Genomic DNA, 18879 nt, shown 5'->3' with positions numbered 1-18879 from the left:
CGCTGACCGAACAAAACAGGCGAATTGAATTTAGGAGGATATTAATAATGAACAAAACAGATCTGATCAACAACATTGCAACAAAAAGCGGTTTGACTAAACGTGACGTAGAAGCGGTACTGAACGGCTTCCTCGGCGAAGTTACTGACGCGCTTGCAGGCGGAGACAAAGTACAATTGATCGGCTTCGGTACTTTCGAAACTCGTAAACGTTCCGGCCGCGTTGGCCGCAACCCGCAAACGGGTAAAGAAATCTCCATCCCAGAATCCAAAGTTCCTGCATTCAAAGCAGGCAACAAACTGAAAGACGCTATCAAGTAATACATGCGTCTCGATAAATTCCTCAAAGTATCCCGGTTGATCAAGCGCCGTACGGTAGCAAAGGACGTGTCCGAGCAAGGACGCGTCTGGATCAACGGCCGTGAAGCGAAAGCTAGCAGCACGGTTAAAGCAGGGGATGAGCTTACGATCCAATACGGACAGAAGACGGTAACCGTTCGCGTCGAACGAATTGCCGAGACGACCCGCAAGGATGAAGCCGGTGAGCTCTACACTTTGATCAAGGAAGAACAACGCCCGCGCGAGGATAATCTCGGCTGGTAAACAACAAAGAGCTGTCACCTTAAGTGGCAGCTCTTTTTTCAATTCCAGGAGTGTAGGTTTGCGTCTCCCATAAACATGGCTTAGAATTCGCCGGATCAATCCCGTCTAAGGGCGGGAAGCCGGTTCACCTTGATGCTCAGGAGGTAGACAACCCTTGATTCCGGCCATGACGAATTTGCCCGAAGTCCGTCCTTCAAAGGGCGGAGGCGTATTGGGACTAACCTTTTCTCTCTTTATTAAAAATGCCGCAGTGCTGCTGTTCATAACGGCAATCACAATCGTGCCGGTCGAACTCATAATCTGTTACGGTTTTTCCAACCTGTCCATCGATAATATTCTCAAGGATATTATCATCTCCCAGCTATTCCTAACCTTGCTGACCCCGGTTGTCGTTTACTGCTTGATTGAGAGACTCCGGGGCGGCAAGGGCAGCGTTGCCGATGCTTACCGCTGGGGGCTCCGCAAGTGGCCTCGGATGATCATGTATAGTTTTCTCCAAAGCGTCATTTTTTCGGCGGGGCTCCTGTTGTTTGTCATTCCGGGTTTGTTCATGTACGTCAGGCTTCTGCTGCTTCCCGCTGTCGTCTCGATTGAGAATACCTCCGTGACGAATCCGCTCGAGAGCAGCCGCAATATGGCCGCAGGACAATTCTGGCGTTTTCTCGGACTTGGCATTGTTGTCAATCTAGTTAATTTTCTCTTAGGCTTGGGTGCAAGCAAGCTGCTGCTAGAGTCGGGGATGATCAACGGGATTACGGTTACGCTTTATTATCTGTTCATAGACTGGTTATCGCTAATTGGGGTTATTCTATCTCTCGTTCTTTATCTCAAGATCAGAACGGAGCAATATGCGGCGGCTGCCCGGGGGGCGGAAGAAGCTGCGGTAACGGCATAAATAGTTAAGGAAAAAGAGCATTTCTCCGAACGGGGAAGTGCTTTTTTTCATTCTCCGAAACAAACATATCAATGATATCATTAAATATTTATTGTAAAACGATAAATATCTGTGGTACTTTAATGGTGAATTTCCATCAAGCAGAGGAGGGGCATACTTATGGAATTGCAGCCCTTATTAAATGCCGTCTGGATTCGCCGTATATGGCAGCTTTTTATTTTTGGTTATCAGCAGGCCATGTCCTGTATTTTTCCGGTTATTATATTCGCTTCTCTTGCTTTAACCAAGGTTATATCCATACCTTACGTTCATCGTTACGATCTGCTTTTGCTGATCTGCCTGTTTGCCCAGATTGGAATGGTGGTATTTAAACTGGAGACGATCGACGAGCTCAAGGTCATTTGCATGTTCCATATTATCGGATTGATGCTTGAACTGTACAAAGTGCATATGGGTTCTTGGTCTTACCCGGGGGAAGGCTGGTCGAAGCTGTTTGGGGTGCCGCTCTACAGCGGGTTTATGTACGCCAGCGTTGCGAGCTATATCTGCCAGGCATGGAGGAGGCTGTCGATCTCCGTATACGGGTGGCCGCGGCAGCGTTATGCCGTAATGGTGTGCGCTGCTATTTATCTAAACTTTTTTACCCATCACTATTTGTGGGATATGCGGTGGCTGCTGACGCTGCTTCTGATTATCGTCTTTTACCGGACATCCTTTGCTTACAAGGTGGGGGGGAGGGAGTACCGCATGCATGTCGTGCTGTCCTTCCTGCTTATCGGCTTTTTCATCTGGCTCGCGGAAAATATTTCGACGTTTATGGGGGCATGGGCCTATCCGGACCAGGAGCATACCTGGCATATTGTCCACCTGGGAAAAATCAGCTCCTGGTTCCTGCTTGTTGTCATCAGCGTCATTATCGTTGCGCAGCTGAAGCGCGTAAAAAGCGCCAGAGACGGAGGAAATCCAGCGCTCTAGCGAAACCGAATATGAAAGAGTAGAATTGCCCTCGCGCGAATGTTCTAAAGTTCGTCCAACCCCCATAAGCTAGTCTCAAGCTATGCTTTCGAAGTGGAGGGACGGGTCAATGGTTGAACAAAGCAAAGGGCAGAAGCGGCAGGAAGTCAAAATGCTGAACCGCAAGCTGCTCGAAATTACTGGCGTATTAAATGTGGAAAGTTTCGACAGCGAAGAGTTTCTGCTCGATACCGATCTTGGCTTCTTGATGATAAAAGGGCAAAACCTGCATATCAAGCATCTCAATCTGGAGCAAAACCTGGTCGCCATCGAGGGGTATGTCCATTCACTCGCCTATTTGGACGCCAATACCTCTACCAAAACTAAAGGCTTATTCGGAAAGCTGTTTAAGTGACCTCCTTAAGCCTACAGTTTCTCACAATGGGGATGATGCTGCTGTCAGGCATCGGGATGGGTGTAATCTTCGACGGCTATCGGGTTGTGTCGAATGAATTGCGCTTCCCGCGGTGGACGCTGCCGGTACTCGATATGGTGTACTGGCTTGCCGCATCGCTCCTCGTATTTCGTGTGCTGTACGCCAGCAACTATGGCGAGGTGCGGGCGTATGTATTCCTCGGCTTGCTTATTGGCGTGCTATGTTATTATTGGCTGCTGAGCAAACCAGTCATCCGTACGGTAAAATGGCTGATTGATGCGGTACGAGCCCTCATCCGGTTCACGCTGCGGACATTTGACCTTCTAATTGTGAAGCCGGTCGTCCTTTTATACCGGTTTATCCGCGTATTAATCGGATTTGGGACCGCACTCACTATTTTCCTGTTAAAAATTGTGCTACAATTGGTTCGTCCGTTCTGGCTTTTGCTGCGTTTTCTGCTTGGTCCGCTTACGCGCCCTCTATGGCGATGGCTTGGACCAAAGCTTTCCAGCCTGCAGCTCAAAGAAAGATGGGACAAGATCCTATCGGGCGTTATTAAATTATGGAAACGCCTGTTCAAATGATTTAGGAGGTTTACCGTTATGACGACTGCCACAGCCAATCCATCGACAGGGAACGCAGGATCCAAACGCCGTCTGCGCATATGGGCCATGTGCATCACTCTATTTTTGTGCTGGGCGGCGTATACCTTTATAGGTCAAATCAAGGATGCGCGTGCCACGCAGGCGCAATTGACAGAGATCAAGAAGCAGGTAGATGATTCCACTTTGCAGTCCAAGCAGCTTCAACAACAGATCGATCGGCTTAACGATCCGGAATATATCAGACAACTTGCAACGAAGGAACAAGGAATGGTAACACCTGGAGAACAACAGATTCAGGTCATTAAATAGACGCTACAACGGGTGAACGTCTGTTGACCTTACTTTGACGATTCGGTTATAATCACGATAGTAACGCTATTTAGCTTAGGGAGGAACATTTTATTTTATGGCAATTGAAGTAGGAGCCAAGTTAGAAGGCAAAGTGACAGGCATAACGCATTTCGGAGCATTCGTTGATTTGTCCGGGGGTGTCACAGGGCTCGTTCACATCTCGGAAATTGCCGATAACTACGTCAAAGACGTGAAGGATCACCTGAAAATTGACGATGTTGTTAAAGTCAAAGTGATCAACGTTGATAAAGACGGTAAGATCGGACTTTCCATTAAACAGGCAGTTGACCGGCCTGAGGGCCAAGCAGCACCACAACGTGAACCACGTGCAGGCGGTGGCGGCGGTTTTAACCGTGGAGGCGGCGGCGGTCAAGATCGCGGTGGACGTCCTTTCAACAAGCAGTCGGCTGGCAGACCGTCTTACAACAAACCGTCATTCGAGGATAAAATGTCTCGCTTCCTGAAAGATAGCGAAGAACGTATCTCCTCCCTGAAGAAAAATACCGAAGGCAAACGCGGCGGCCGCGGTGCTAAACGGGTCTAAGCTGGATTTTATACAATCATATGAGGGCAGAACCTAAACGGTTCTGCCTTTTTTACCGCAATGGACCATGAATATGGTCCATTCGGCGATAAAACCTACCGCTAACCGCGGTCGCTCATCTTCGAGTTGCATCGATTCTGGTTTTCTCACGGCAGTCCATTCGGCGATAAAACCTACCGCTAACCGCGGTCGCCCATCTTCGAGTTACATCGATCCGGGTTTTCTCACTGCAGCACGCCTTCTCGTCACTCCCCAAACTCTATGTTTATAAACGATTCAAGTAGGGGAATTAAGACCATCCCGTACGGAGCGACAAACTTCCTCATAAAAGCAGACTTCAATTGTCTTCGTGATGCAGCGAACGGAGTTCTACGAAGCCCCTTCTCGCCCCAGACGCAAGAAAAAAACGCTCCATTCACGTTTTTCGGCCCCCGCTATGCGCATTTTTCAAAAAATATACCTCATTTCAAAAAAAGTTTCAGCTTGTTTCCCCGATACTCCCTGCAATCCCGACAGCAGAAAACAAAGAATTCACGGACAGAACGAGGCGCGACGCGACGGTTTTTGTTGAAGCGGCAGTAGTGCCAATAGTCACGTGTCAGGTTTAAACCCAGCAGCGGCGCGGATTTGAAAGCGTTGACAATTTGTGGGTGAAGGATTTGGCTTTTGTCGGAAAAAACTTTGGCACGCCCACGTTAAACTGACAAACTTCATACGGACATGCTCCTATAATGAGAACCACAACAAAACGAAATGGGTGGTGTTCGATATGAAAAAAGAAAACGTGATTATGTTTCCCGCAGGTGAGCAACAAATGGGATGGGGACGTTCCATGATGGAGAAGGGCCGTGGATGGTTATCTTCGAGAAGGCTGGTCCAGCTGGTGCTTGCGAAAAAATGGACAATCATGCTTGTGGGGCTTGGCTTCCTGCTCGGAAGGGCGGTGATCCTGGAATCCCTGATGCCCTTCGCTGCGGCTTACTTTGCGGTCGTCTACTTTCTTCGAAAAGACGCGTTCGCCTGGACAGCCGTATCGCTCGTGGCCGGGAGCTGGTTCGCGGTTACGCCCGCACCCTTATGGATCGGGATGGAGCTCGCCGTTCTATTCTTATTATTTAAAGGCCTGGAGGCTTACGAGAAAGCGGAGCTCGGGACTGCTCCCTTACTCGTCTTTATCTCCACCTTACTTGTGCAGCTATTTGGACTCTTCATAGGAGATACGATGAGCTGGTATGGGTTCATGATGGTGGTGGTGGAGGCAGCGCTCAGCTTTGTGCTTACGCTTGTCTTTATTCAGGCCATACCGGTTCTGACCATGGCGAAAAAAACCGCCTCTCTCAAGAATGAAGAGATTATCTGCCTGATGATTCTGCTTGCCTCCGTCATGACCGGAGCGGTAGGCTGGCAAATTTACGGTCTGTCCGTTGAACATATTATGTCGCGCTTCCTGCTGCTATTGTTTGCCCTTGCAGGCGGAGCTCCGCTTGGAGCCTGCGTCGGCGTAGTTGCCGGACTTATTCTTAGTCTCGCTGACTTTAACGCGGTTGTGCAAATGAGCTTGCTTGCTTTCGCGGGTCTATTGGCCGGCCTTCTGCGTGAAGGCGGTAAAGCCGCGGTTGCCTTCGGCATGCTGCTTGGCACCTCGATTCTCGCCATCTATGTGGGAAGCGGATCGGATGTGATGACGTCGACATGGGAGTCGGTCACCGCAGCTGTCCTGCTTATGCTTACCCCAAAAATTATGATACGAACCATCGCCCGCTATGTTCCGGGTACAAACGAGCATGCCAAGTCGCAGCATGAGTATGCCAAGCGCGTACGCGATGTAACGGCGGAGCGGGTATCCCAATATTCGGAGGTGTTCCGCCAGCTCTCGAAGAGCTTTGGCCAACTCAATAACACGGCGGGTGCCGTGAAGCAGGAGGAGGAGCTTAATCATTTCATGCAGGCGGTGTCGGCGCGAAGCTGCGCGGACTGCCACCGGAATAAGGCTTGCTGGGAGGGCAAGTATTTTCAAACCTATCAAATGATGAAGGACATGATCTCGGCGGTGGACGAGGATCGCATTCCAACGCACAATATGCCGCGCACATGGGCGTCCCATTGCGCGAAGCCTGCTCAGGTGCTTGGCATTATCGAGCAGGAGTACGAGCTTTATAAGAATGATATGCACTGGAAAAAGCAAATATTCGATTCCCGGCAGCTGGTGGCGGATCAATTATCGGGCGTATCGCAGGTGATGGAGGACCTGGCGCATGAAATTAAAAGGGAGGGGCAGACCCTGCACCTGCAGGAGGAACAGATCCGTGAAGCCTTGGAGGGACTGGGATTATCCATACAGGAAATTGAGGTCATTAATCTGGAAGAGGGGAATGTGGAAATCGAACTGTATCACCATTTTGCCAGGGGCTACGATGAATGCCGCAAAATTATCGCTCCGCTCTTATCGGATATACTAGGCGAGCATGTGGCCGTCAAATCGGAGAGACCGGCAGAGAAGAATGGCGAACCAACCCTTGTCGTGTTTGGTTCGGCCAAGGAATTCGAGGTGGAGACAGGCATTGCCGGTGCCGCCAAAGGAGGCGACCTGCTGTCGGGAGACAGCTTCAGTATGCTGGAGCTTGGCAATGGCAAATTCGCCGTAGCCATTAGTGACGGCATGGGCAATGGAGAACGCGCGCGCCAGGAGAGCAGCGCAGCCCTGTCGATTTTGCAGCAGCTTTTGAAGTCCGGGATGGACGAGAAACTTGCCATCAAATCGGTCAATTCGATTCTTCTCTTGCGTTCGCCCGATGAGGTGTTCGCGACAATCGATCTGGCGATGATCGATTTATATACGGCGAGGACGACCTTCATGAAGATTGGCTCGACGCCAAGCTTTATTAAACGAGGAAACGAGGTGATTCCCGTAACGGCGAATAATTTGCCGGTCGGTATTTTGCAGGATATTGAATTCGACCTGATCTCCATGCCGCTGCAGCCGGGCGATACGATCGTCATGATGAGCGACGGGATATATGACGCGCCGGGACATGCGGTCAATAAGGAGATGTGGATGAAGAGGATTATTCAGGAGCTGAAAACCGAAGAACCGCAGGAAATGGCCGATGCCTTGCTGGAGACCGTGGTGAGGTATCATGAGGGCGATATTAAAGACGATATGACGGTGCTTGTCGCAAAGATCGATAAGCATTTGCCGGAATGGGCGTCATTCCGATGGCCGGGAATCAACCGGCTGGAGCGGCCGCGGACGGTTAGCTGAAGGAGGCAGATGATAAATGGGCGGATGCAGGCTCTTGGACGAAAGCGCGGCAGTTTGCGCTTTCGCTCCGGGAGCCTTTTCGCATGGCTTAGGCACGATTATAAATTTTTCATTGCAGGGGCTGCATAATTTCTCGGGAAATAGGGCAATCTAGCGGTTTATCCCTCGCTTCAAACGGCAAAACTAATAGAGAGGTTATGCTTGTTTTGAAGAGGAGGCAAGGAATAATGAAACAAATATTGCTGGTGACGGATGGCTGCTCCAACGTCGGAATGAGTCCGGTTGTAGCGGCGGCGCATGCGAAGTCGGAAGGTATTGCGGTTAACGTGGTAGGAATTCTCGATTACGGCGATGTGGGAGAACTTGGTGCATCCGAAATAGAAGAGATTGCTCGCGCCGGAGGGGGCCTGAGCAGGCTTGTGAATATGCGGCAGCTGTCGCAGACGGTTCAAATGATGACGAGAAAAACGGCGGTTCAAACGATTCAGCTGGCGGTCCAAAAGGAACTGAAGCAGGTGCTTGGCAACGGTTCGATCGAAGCGCTCCCACCCGAGAAGCGGAGCGAGGTCGTCCGTGTTATCGACGAGCTTGGCGAGACATCCAAGCTGCAGGTTGCCCTGCTGATAGACGCAAGCGCCAGCATGAAGCCGAAGCTTCGCGCGGTCGAGGAAGCGATTCATGATCTTATGCTAAGCCTGCAGGCGCGTCAGGGGCAGAGCGAGATTGCCGTGTTCCATTTCCCAAGCAGCAAGCATGGCGAGGACTGCAAGCTGGATCTGGATTGGACCGATAATCTGAAAGGCATTTCCTCTATATTTACGAAATTCCCCATGAGCGGGACAACGCCAACGGGTCCGGCGATGATGCAAGTCATTGATTTTTACCGGCAGGGGGATTATGGTAAGAAGAGCAGAAACGATGAAACGGATGGGATGATGAGTGACTACGTCGTTTAAGTTGAATCTCCGCCGCGGTGCCGTTGTAACGGGGAAATGGAAGCACTCCCGTTATCGAGTCGAGCGGTTGCTTGGAGAGGGAGCGAACGGCAAGGTTTATCTCGTTCATGCCGACCGCGGCTGGTGCGCATTAAAAGTAGGGATAGACGCCATTGATCTGCAGTCGGAGATCAATGTTCTGCAGGCTCTCGAGAAGCAGGACCGGAAGCAGACCTACCTTTATGAAGTGGATGATCTGCTTGGAGAGGATGGCAAAGAGTATCCTTTCTATATTATGAGATACGTGCGCGGGGTAACGATTTCCGACTTCCTGGATAAAAACGGGCCCGAATGGTTCCCGCTTATTGGTCTTAATCTGCTTGGCAAGCTGGCCGAACTTCACCGCAGGGGCTGGGTATTCGGCGATCTGAAGATCGATAACGTGCTGGTGGCCGACTACGGGTATGTGGAGCTTGTCGATTACGGCGGCGTTACGGCGATGGGCAAAGGGATCCGCCAGTTCACCGAAATTTATGACCGAGGCTTTTGGAATGCGGGCACGCGCTCGGCGGATGCCAGATACGATCTGTTCTCCTTCGCCATGCTTTGCATCATGCTCCATGAGCCGAAGAAGCTTCACGCGCTGACGGGAGGGTTGCCGCAAATCCGTTCAACCGAAGAGCTGGAACGTTTAATTGGCGAGTGCAAGGGGCTGGCTCCCGTAGCGGGATGGCTGAGGCAGGCACTCGGCGGGCAATTCTTCGACGCTTCGGAAGGAGCGGAGGCCTGGAGGAGACTGCTGCACCGCAGGGATACGCGGGTCAAAAGCGCAAAGACGCCCGGATGGCTTAAAGGGCTTGCCGCCGTGTCGGCCGTTGTGCTTGGCATTTCGGTTTACTGGCTGCTTCGAAGTGGTATATAGCTGATATATAGAAGAAACATATACTAAAAGGGAATGGGGAGATACATACGCATATGGAAACGGGAGACCATAAGCTGCTGATCGACATGATGAAATACGCAGCAACCGAACAGCTATGGTCAAAGGGCGACCGAATCGTGGCCGCCGTATCCGGCGGTCCCGATTCAATGGCTCTGCTGCATCTGCTCTGGCTTGCAGCCCGGCAGGAGCAGCTTACGATTATTGCGGCCCATGTCAATCATGGCTTCCGCAAGGAGGCTTCCCGGCAGGAGGCGGAGATTGTCCGCCAATACGCGGTGAAGCTGGGCGTGCCTTTCGAGATGATTGAACTCGATATGCCCGCATACATAGAAGAAACGGGAATGAATGCGCAATCCGCGGCGCGGGAGAAGCGTTACGCTTTTCTGCATGAAATTGCGGTAAAATACGATGCATCCGCCATCGCCCTTGCCCATCATGCCGATGATCAGGCGGAGACGGTGCTGATGCGGGTCATCCGCGGAGCGGGCCTAACCGGCCTTGCGGGAATGGCCGCCAAACGGAAAGAAAAAAACGTGGAACTTATTCGACCATTACTTCGTATGAACAAGTCAGACATTGTGCGCTACTGCTCCGGGCAGGATATTCCTTATTGCCTCGACGGCAGCAACAATGAGCGATATTACTTTCGAAATGTCGTTCGGCTGGATGTTATCCCTTATCTTTCGCAATTTAATCCTCAGCTTACCCACTCGCTCAGGCGGATCGCCGATGTGGCGGGGGCGGAGGATGACTGGATGGAGCTTGAAGGACAGCGGCTCTTTGCATCGCTCGTAACGTCGTCGCCGGATGAATGCAAGCTTAATGCCGGCGAGCTTGTCGGTCTTCATGTCGCTTTACAAAGAAGATTGATTAAACTAATATTAAATTATCTTTCGAAGGATGCAGAAATTGCCTCCTTTGACGCGATTGAGACGATGCGGCTTGCGGCAGCCCCTGCAGCCCCGAGTACCTGGCGATACGACGCAGGCTCGGGTGTTCGGTGCATCCGCGAGTATGGCAGCATCCGATGGGTGCGAGTGCTGAACGCATCGGGCACGTCCGAAGATAGCTATGCCTTTTCCATTTCCGGGGATTCGAAGTCGGCGTTTATCACGGCCGGCGGAAGAGCGCTGCATATCGAGCGACTGAAGCGGGGTGAAGCGGTAAGACCTGCGGGACGGAGCGAGGTTTGCTTTGATGCGGACCAGCTTGATTTTCCGCTTACGGTACGTAATCGGCAGCCTGGCGACCGAATTCAGGTTTTAGGATTAAATGGGTCCAAAAAAGTGCAAGATATGTTCGTTGACGAAAAGATCGCGCCATCCGAGCGTGAGCGATATCCGCTGCTGGTTGATGCGAATAACCGCCTGCTCTGGATTCCGGGGATACGACGTTCAAGCCATGCGCAAACCGGTCATGAGACAACGGACTTCCTGTTCATTCGAATGGAGAACGAATAAGAAGCACTGCTGTATTCATAATTATAAAGTGAAAGATATAGGAGGATTTACATTTTGTTGAACGATATTAAAGAGGTACTCTACGACGAAGGCCAAATCAAGGCGAAGGTGAAGGAGCTTGGGGAAACGTTAAGCCGCGACTTCGACGGGCGTAATCCGCTCGTTATTTGCGTCCTCAAAGGTGCGTTTATTTTCATGTCTGACCTGGTCAAAGAGATGCCGATTAAACTTGAGATCGATTTTATGGCGGTATCGAGCTACGGGGCTTCGACCAAATCGTCGGGCGTCGTAAAGATTATTAAAGATCTTGATGCCTCCGTGGAAGGGCGTGACGTCCTGATCGTCGAAGATATTATTGACAGCGGTCTGACGTTGAGCTACCTGATCGATGTGCTGGAACGCCGCAATGCCAAGTCGGTAACGGTTGCCACGCTGTTCGACAAGCCTGCACGCCGGTCGGTTGATCTTGAAGCGGACTACACCGGATTCTCGCTGCCGGATGAGTTTGTTGTCGGCTACGGCCTCGATTACGCAGAGAAATACCGCAACCTTCCGTTCATCGGAATTCTGAAGCCGGAAGTTTACGAGAAATAGAATTTGCGGTCAAACCGGCATGTCTCCCCCTCGCTCTTGGTTCTATTGAGATGGAAAGTCATGCTATGTTAAAATATTAAAAGCGTCTTGAGAGGAGGTAGGGGATGAATCGGATCATCCGTAATACTGGATTTTATTTGATCATCTTTTTAGTAACGGTTGGGATTATTCAGTTTATCAGCAGCCAAAATAATACTACCGTCGGAATTCGTTACGATCAGCTTCGCCAAGCGATCAGTTCCAATAACGTGGAAGAGCTGACCGTGAAGTACGATGGTTATACTTATTTGGTTTCAGGTAAATATAAAGAACCGCCTGCGGACTCCAAAAACGGAGAAAAGAACTTCTCCTCGCGTATCGGTCTAGAAGCGGGGCAGGATATTCTTGATGCAGAGAAGCAATACGGATTTAAGCTGAACTACAAGCCAATGGATACACCCAGCATCTGGCTTACGTTCCTTACTTCCATAATTCCGTTTGTGATCATATTTATTTTGTTCTTCTTCCTGATGAATCAAGCTCAGGGCGGCGGAGGCAAAGTGATGAACTTTGGCAAGAGCCGCGCAAGGCTGTACAACGAAGAGAAGAAGCGCATTACCTTTGAGGATGTGGCGGGCGCCGACGAAGAGAAGCAAGAGCTTGTCGAAGTCGTTGACTTCCTGAAGGATCCTCGCAAATTCAATGTCGTGGGCGCACGCATTCCGAAGGGCGTATTGCTTGTGGGTCCTCCGGGTACCGGTAAAACGCTCCTTGCCCGTGCGGTTGCCGGCGAGGCAGGCGTGCCGTTCTTCAGCATCTCCGGTTCGGACTTCGTGGAAATGTTCGTCGGTGTCGGCGCATCCCGTGTCCGCGACTTGTTCGAGAATGCGAAGAAAAACGCTCCGTGTATCATCTTTATCGACGAGATCGATGCGGTTGGTCGTCAGCGCGGCGCCGGACTTGGCGGCGGACATGACGAACGCGAGCAAACGCTCAACCAATTGCTCGTTGAGATGGACGGCTTTGGTGCCAACGAAGGCATTATTATCGTCGCTGCGACGAACCGTCCGGATATTCTTGACCCGGCGCTTCTTCGTCCGGGACGCTTCGACCGTCAAATCACGGTTGACCGTCCAGACGTAAAAGGCCGCGAAGCGGTATTGAAAGTCCATGCGCGCAACAAGCCGCTTAACAAAGATGTGAAGCTTGATGTGATTGCAAAACGTACGACGGGCTTTACCGGCGCGGATCTCGAGAACCTGCTGAACGAAGCAGCGCTTCTTGCAGCCCGCCGCAACAAGAAAGACATTGCCATGCAAGAGGTTGACGAGGCGATTGACCGCGTAATCGTCGGTACGGAGAAGAAAAGCCGTGTCATCAGCGATCGCGAGAAACGGATCGTCGCTTACCACGAAGCTGGTCATACTATTGTCGGCTACTTCCTGGAGCATGCGGACATGGTACACAAAGTTACGATTATCCCACGCGGCCGTGCCGGTGGTTACGTCATTATGCTTCCTAAGGAAGACCGTATGCTCGTAACGAAGCAAGAGCTGCTTGATAAAGTTACGGGTCTGCTTGGCGGACGCGTTGCGGAGGAATTGTTCATTGGCGAGATTGGTACGGGCGCATACAGCGACTTTAAGCAAGCGACCGGTATCGTCCGCAGCATGATCATGGAATACGGTATGAGCGATAAGCTTGGTCCGATGCAGTTCGGCCAATCGCAAGGCCAAGTATTCCTGGGCAGAGATCTTGGGCATGAGCAGAACTACTCCGATAAGATCGCTTACGAGATTGATCAGGAAATGCAATTCTTCATCAACGATTGCTACGCTCGCGCGAAGCAGTTGTTAACAGAGAAGAGCAGAGAAGTACATTTGATCGCTCAAACGCTTCTTAAAGAAGAAACGCTCGAGCTTGAGCAAATCAAGAACTTGATCGAATCCGGCGGTCTTGAAGGCGGAGATGAGTCTTCAGGAGAAGGAAGCGGTGCAGCGGAATCCTCGTCCGAGCCAATCGTAGATACGATCGGCGGCGTGAAGGTCCGCATTCAAACCCGCGATGCAGGCGAGATTACGCCTCCTGAGCTGGATGAACAAAAACCAGACGACGAAGATCCGAATAAAGGATCCTAATTAAAAAAACAGCTGTCCAATGTTTGCTTGATAGCAAATGAAGGGCAGCTGTTTTTGTTTATCGTTCGGGTTTTGAGGGTATTCATTAAAGGACTAACCAAGACTATGTTAGCTATTTGTCCGAAAATTTCGAATACTACTCGCACAAATGTTACATAATCGACATGTTGTTTGGTGAACAAAATTTCTGTGTCAAATTAGTTGACATAATGTGATTGACGGCTGTTAGATTGTAATTATAATTAAGGAGAATAGTGGCGCTGGACATCAAGAATAATAAAGATAGTGCAATTGCCCTAAACACAAATATAAAGCAGGGGAGAGAACAGGTATGAAGAAACAAGTTGGTTTAATGCTTATGATCATCCTGGCGTTGACATTTGTCTTGTCCGCATGCGGCAGCAAGAGCCATGACAACACCAATAACTCTAACAAAGGCGGCAACGAGGGTGCTGCATCCCCGGGTACTTCTGGAGCGACTTCCAAACTTAAGATTGGCATGGCTACAGACGTTGGCGGCGTTAATGACAAATCCTTTAACCAAAGCGCTTGGGAAGCTCTGAAGAAAGTAACGGCTGATACCGGTGCTGAAACCAAATATCTTGAATCCAAAGGCGATGCCGACATGGAGCCGAACTTGAAGGCTTTCGTATCGGAGAAATATGATCTGACTTGGGGTATCGGCTTCCTGTTTACGGACGCGATGACGAAAGTCGCAACAGAGAATCCAAACTCCAAATTCGCGCTTATCGATGCTGAAGTTGATCTGCCTAACGTTGAATCCGTATCTTTTGCGGAAAATGAAGGCTCCTTCCTCGTTGGCGTTGTTGCCGGTCTGATGACGAAAACAAACAAAATCGGTTTCGTAGGCGGCATGGAAATTCCGGTTATCAAAAAGTTCGAAGCCGGCTTTAAAGCTGGTGTAGAAGCGGTTAACCCTGAAGCTGCAAAAAGCATGAAAATCAACTATGTAGGCGACTTCTCCAAGCCTGACCTTGGCAAGCAAGCGGCTGCAACGATGTATGACGCTGGCGTCGACATCATCTTCCACGCTTCCGGCGCATCCGGTAACGGCGTATTCAACGAAGCTAAATCCCGTAAAGACGCTGGCAAAGACGTATGGGTAATCGGCGTAGACAAAGACCAATCGCTCGAATTCGGCGACGAAATCACACTGACTTCCATGATGAAGGGCGTAGAAACGGCTGTTTATAAAGTTTCGACGGACCTGATCAACGGTACATGGCAAGGCGGCAAAGTCGTAACGCTTGGTCTGAAAGACAATGGCGTAGGTTTGCCTGAGACTTCCACGAAAAACGTTCCAGCTGATGTTCTTGCGAAAGTTGAAGAGTACAAACAAAAAATCATCAGCGGCGAGATCACGGTGCCAGTTAAATAATTTTCCTCGCGAAAATATTTGATGTCGCTGTGTCAAGGCAAGGCCGGCAGGAAGCCGGTCTTGTCCTTTTTTGCCATACAGGTAGAAACCCCGGGGGGATGATGAAAGAATGGACCGGAGCACAACGGCTGTTGAACTAAAAGGAATAACGAAACGTTTTCCAGGGTTAGTGGCCAATGACAACATCAATTTTGAACTGAAAAAAGGCGAGATTCATGCACTGCTCGGCGAGAACGGGGCGGGCAAATCAACGCTGATGAACATTTTGTTCGGCTTGTATCAGCCTGAAGAAGGCGAGATTTGGGTTAACGGCAAGAAGACCGTCATTGACGGTGCAGGTAAGGCAATCGAACTTGGGATCGGCATGGTCCATCAGCATTTCAAGCTTGTGCAGCCGTTTACGGTGGCAGAGAATATCGTGCTCGGCAACGAGCCGTCGAAATTCGGTTTTTTGAAATATAGAAAAGCAAATCAGAGAGTTCGGGATCTCTCCGAACGTTACGGATTGAAAGTAGATCCGCAAATGCGGATTCAAGATATTACAGTCGGCATGCAGCAGCGGGTAGAGATTCTGAAGACCTTGTACCGCGGTGCCGATATTCTGATCTTCGATGAGCCAACAGCCGTACTGACGGTTCAGGAAATCGAAGAGCTGATTGAAATTTTGCGGAACCTGGCGGCGGAGGGCAAATCGATTATTTTGATTACCCATAAGCTGAAGGAAGTTATGGCGCTGGCGGATTCGGTAACGGTTATCCGCAGAGGCAAGGTTATTCGCACCCTTCCAACATCGGAAACAAACGAACGGCATTTGGCCGAGCTGATGGTCGGCAGAGACGTCACCTTCGAAGTCGAGAAATCGAAAAAGGAGCCTGGCGATGTTGTGCTGTCCGTTGATTCGCTGCGTATGAAGGGCGATCAAGGCAAGCAGGTTCTCGATGGCATCAGCTTTGATGTTCGCGCCGGCGAGATTCTTGGTATTGCAGGGGTTGACGGCAATGGCCAAAGCGAACTTATTTATGCGATCACGGGGATGCGCGGCGTTAACGGCGGAAGCGTAAAACTGAACGGCAAGGATATTACGAACCGAACGCCGCGCGAAGTGTCGCTGGCCGGTATCAGCCATATTCCGGAGGACCGGCACAAGCATGGTCTTGTCCTTGATTTTACGCTGAGCGAGAACATGATTCTCGGCAGCTATTTCGATCCGCAGTTCGGCAAGAACGGCTTTATCGACTTTAAGGCGATGGACACGCTGGCCGATAAGCTGGTCAATGAATTTGATGTCCGCGGCTCCGGTATCCATGCGAAAGCGCGCTCGCTCTCCGGCGGCAACCAGCAAAAGGCGATTATCGCCCGCGAGCTCTGGAAAAACCCGGACCTGCTTATTGCGGTTCAGCCAACGCGCGGTCTCGATATCGGCGCGATCGAATACGTACATAAGCGGCTTGTCGAAGCGCGGAATGAAGGCAAAGCGATTCTGCTCGTTTCCTTCGAGCTGGATGAGCTATATTCCTTGTCCGACCGAATCGCGGTTATGTACGAAGGACGTTTGATGGGTGAAGTGGATGCCGATCATCGCGACGATCAGCAGCTTGGCATGATGATGGCAGGCGATGCATCCGCAGTAGCTGCAACCGAAGGGAGGAAGTAGAACGAAATGAACACGATGAGAAAAATATTCGACAAGTCTTCCTTCCTCGTGCCGCTCGTGGCGATCATCCTTGGTCTTATCTGCGGCGCGCTTGCGATGCTTGCGGGTGGATACGATCCTTGGATGGCGTATACTGCCTTGGTGAAGAAGCTGTTCGGTAGTCCTTACGATATCGGCGAAGCCATCCGTGCGATCACGCCGCTTATCTTTACCGGTATTGCAGTAGCTTTTGCTTTCCGTACAGGCCTCTTTAACATTGGCGCTGACGGTCAGTTTTTAATGGGGATGACAGGCGCAACGATTGTCGGGGTAACGCTTGATTTGCCGTGGTATATTCATGCGCCGCTAGCGATTATCGTAGGCGGGCTGTTTGGCGGCCTGTGGGCGGCGCTCGCCGGTTACTTGAAGGCAGCGAGAGGCGTTAATGAGGTTATCTCCTCCATTATGCTGAACTGGATCGCCCTCTTCCTGTCCAACTATATCGTAGGCACGTATCTCGTCATGGAAGGCCAGCAGAAATCGAAGCCGGTTCACGAATCGGCGCTTGTATCGATCAAGTGGCTGTCCGAAAGCATGGGCAATGCCCGTATGCATTGGGGAACGCTGATTGCGCTTATCGGTGTGGTCGTGTTTTACGTTATCTTGTGGCGCACGAAAAAAGGCTACGAGCTCCGCGCGGTTGGCCTCAATCCGAACGCCGCTCTGTATGCGGGGATGAACGTTAACCGCACGATCATTACTTCGATGTTTATCAGTGGCGTGTTCGCCGGACTTGGCGGCGTATTCGAGATTCTTGGCGTCTTTGGTTACCAGACGGTTATGGCCGCGTCATGGGGTTACGGCTTTGACGGTATCGCGGTTGCTCTTCTTGGCGGCAATACGCCAATCGGCGTATTCCTTGGCGCCGTGCTGTTCGGCGGATTGAGCTACGGCTCGGCCGGCATGAGCTTCGGAGCGAATGTACCGCCGGAGATTGTGCGGATCGTTATCGGATCCATTATCTTCTTTGTCGCTTCGCATGGACTCGTGAAGTTCTTCCTGAAGCCGTTTATGGCTCGCCGCTCGAATAAAGGCAAGTCGGAAGGAGGCAGTGCCCTGTGAACGCACTAGATACAATCGGACAATTAATTAGCATTACGCTTGTTTTCTCAACCGCTCTGATCTTTACCGGACTTGGCGGCGTGTTCTCGGAGCGGTCCGGCGTCGTGAATATCGGCCTTGAGGGACTTATGATCGCGGGCGCTTTTGGGGCTGCCGTATTCACCGATCAAGCCATTCAGGGCGGGATGAAGCATGGCGCTCCGTGGATCGGACTTCTTGCCGGTCTGGTTTTGGGACTTGTGGTGTCTCTGCTGCATGCGGTTGCCACGATTACGTTTAAAGCCGACCAGACCATTGTAGGCGTCGTTATTAATATTTTGGCGGCGGGCCTTGCCATCTATCTGACGAAAAGCCTTTATGAAGGCTCCGGACAAACCCCAACGCTGGAATATGTGTTTAATCCGGTCGCTATTCCGGGACTATCGGATATTCCTTTGCTCGGCAAAGGTATTTTCACGGCTTACCCAACCACTTATATTGTGATCGGTGTTGTTATTCTCAGCTATATCGTTCTGTACCGTACAACCTTTGGCCTCCGCCTCCGTGCGGTGGGCGAGCATCCAAGCTCGGCGGATACGGTTGGCATCAGCGTTACGAAGTACCGTTACATCGGCGTTATGCTGAGCGGTGCATTGGCCGGACTTGGCGGTGCAACGATTGCGCTGACAACAACAAGCAACTTTGCCCATAATACGATTTCCGGGCAAGGCTTTATCGCGATTGCGGCCGTTATTTTCGGCAAATGGAATCCGCTTGGCGTAGCCGGAGCGGCGATCTTCTTCGGGATGGCGCAAGCGCTTCGGAACTGGGCGCAGCTGTTCGAATGGTCGCATCATATTCCGAACGAATTTTTCTATATGCTTCCGTATTTGCTGACGCTTCTTGTGCTTGCCGGCGCAGTTGGACGCTCGGCGGCGCCAGGTGCGCTGGGCGAGCCGTATGATCCGGCGAAAAGGTAGCCGGAATCCCTTTGAGGCAGCCGTTTATGCCCTCTTCTCCACTTCATGCAAAATTTGCTGTGGAGAAG

18 protein-coding genes are annotated in these 18879 nt (G+C 51.0%); all 18 read left to right on the top strand.

The annotated features are described in order from the left end of the window. Window positions 1-47 precede the first annotated feature (47 nt). The 18 genes from PGL01S_RS23690 (at window position 48) to PGL01S_RS23605 (ending at window position 18811) form a co-directional block, all read left to right on the top strand. Entirely contained in the window at window positions 48-320 is a 273-nt protein-coding gene (locus PGL01S_RS23690) for an HU family DNA-binding protein (protein ID WP_012772051.1), read from the top strand. 3 nt (window positions 321-323) lie between these two features. Further along, complete coding sequence (locus tag PGL01S_RS23685; RefSeq protein ID WP_012772052.1) at window positions 324-602, top strand: RNA-binding S4 domain-containing protein; 279 nt, start codon at window positions 324-326, stop codon at window positions 600-602. Between the two features lie 154 nt (window positions 603-756). After that, a complete protein-coding gene (locus PGL01S_RS23680; protein WP_127497001.1) occupies window positions 757-1497 on the top strand; it encodes a hypothetical protein in 741 nt (246 codons plus the stop codon). 159 nt (window positions 1498-1656) lie between these two features. After that, window positions 1657-2472: a DUF817 domain-containing protein gene (locus tag PGL01S_RS23675; RefSeq protein WP_127497000.1), complete on the top strand. Its 816-nt coding sequence runs from the start codon at window positions 1657-1659 to the stop codon at window positions 2470-2472. A gap of 109 nt (window positions 2473-2581) precedes the next feature. Further along, window positions 2582-2866 (top strand): sporulation protein YabP, encoded by a 285-nt coding sequence (yabP, locus tag PGL01S_RS23670; protein WP_127496999.1) that lies wholly within the window; start codon window positions 2582-2584, stop codon window positions 2864-2866. Further along, window positions 2863-3471, top strand: a complete 609-nt coding sequence (gene yabQ, locus PGL01S_RS23665; RefSeq protein WP_127496998.1) for a spore cortex biosynthesis protein YabQ — start codon at window positions 2863-2865, stop codon at window positions 3469-3471. Before yabP ends, yabQ begins: the two co-directional genes overlap by 4 nt. Window positions 3472-3489: 18 nt before the next feature. Beyond that, window positions 3490-3801: an FtsB family cell division protein gene (locus PGL01S_RS23660; protein ID WP_012772057.1), complete on the top strand. Its 312-nt coding sequence runs from the start codon at window positions 3490-3492 to the stop codon at window positions 3799-3801. A 97-nt stretch (window positions 3802-3898) separates the two neighbouring features. Continuing rightward, window positions 3899-4387 carry a S1 domain-containing RNA-binding protein gene (locus PGL01S_RS23655; RefSeq protein WP_127496997.1) on the top strand — a complete coding sequence of 163 codons (489 nt, stop codon included), beginning with the start codon at window positions 3899-3901 and terminating at the stop codon, window positions 4385-4387. 769 nt (window positions 4388-5156) lie between these two features. After that, entirely contained in the window at window positions 5157-7649 is a 2493-nt protein-coding gene (spoIIE, locus tag PGL01S_RS23650; protein WP_127496996.1) for a stage II sporulation protein E, read from the top strand. A 227-nt stretch (window positions 7650-7876) separates the two neighbouring features. Beyond that, window positions 7877-8605: a vWA domain-containing protein gene (locus PGL01S_RS23645; RefSeq protein ID WP_127496995.1), complete on the top strand. Its 729-nt coding sequence runs from the start codon at window positions 7877-7879 to the stop codon at window positions 8603-8605. After that, window positions 8589-9506: a serine/threonine protein kinase gene (locus PGL01S_RS23640; RefSeq protein WP_127496994.1), complete on the top strand. Its 918-nt coding sequence runs from the start codon at window positions 8589-8591 to the stop codon at window positions 9504-9506. The genes PGL01S_RS23645 and PGL01S_RS23640 overlap by 17 nt, the downstream gene beginning before the upstream one ends. Before the next feature lie 53 nt (window positions 9507-9559). Next, entirely contained in the window at window positions 9560-10987 is a 1428-nt protein-coding gene (tilS, locus tag PGL01S_RS23635; protein ID WP_127496993.1) for a tRNA lysidine(34) synthetase TilS, read from the top strand. Window positions 10988-11041: 54 nt separating this feature from the next. Then, on the top strand, window positions 11042-11581 hold the full coding sequence (gene hpt / locus PGL01S_RS23630; RefSeq protein WP_012772064.1) for a hypoxanthine phosphoribosyltransferase: 540 nt from the start codon (window positions 11042-11044) through the stop codon (window positions 11579-11581). Window positions 11582-11685: 104 nt separating this feature from the next. After that, window positions 11686-13698: an ATP-dependent zinc metalloprotease FtsH gene (gene ftsH / locus PGL01S_RS23625; protein ID WP_127496992.1), complete on the top strand. Its 2013-nt coding sequence runs from the start codon at window positions 11686-11688 to the stop codon at window positions 13696-13698. A 331-nt stretch (window positions 13699-14029) separates the two neighbouring features. Further along, window positions 14030-15097 carry a BMP family lipoprotein gene (locus PGL01S_RS23620; RefSeq protein WP_127496991.1) on the top strand — a complete coding sequence of 356 codons (1068 nt, stop codon included), beginning with the start codon at window positions 14030-14032 and terminating at the stop codon, window positions 15095-15097. Between the two features lie 109 nt (window positions 15098-15206). Then, entirely contained in the window at window positions 15207-16751 is a 1545-nt protein-coding gene (locus PGL01S_RS23615; protein WP_127496990.1) for an ABC transporter ATP-binding protein, read from the top strand. Between the two features lie 6 nt (window positions 16752-16757). After that, complete coding sequence (locus PGL01S_RS23610) at window positions 16758-17852, top strand: ABC transporter permease (protein WP_127496989.1); 1095 nt, start codon at window positions 16758-16760, stop codon at window positions 17850-17852. Further along, window positions 17849-18811, top strand: coding sequence for an ABC transporter permease (locus PGL01S_RS23605; RefSeq protein WP_127496988.1), 963 nt, complete (start codon window positions 17849-17851; stop codon window positions 18809-18811). Before PGL01S_RS23610 ends, PGL01S_RS23605 begins: the two co-directional genes overlap by 4 nt. Window positions 18812-18879 lie beyond the last annotated feature (68 nt).

The organism is Paenibacillus glycanilyticus NBRC 16618 (genome assembly GCF_004000805.1).
GTDB classification, from domain to species: domain Bacteria; phylum Bacillota; class Bacilli; order Paenibacillales; family Paenibacillaceae; genus Pristimantibacillus; species Pristimantibacillus glycanilyticus.
This window is presented reverse-complemented; position numbering and strand designations above follow the sequence as displayed.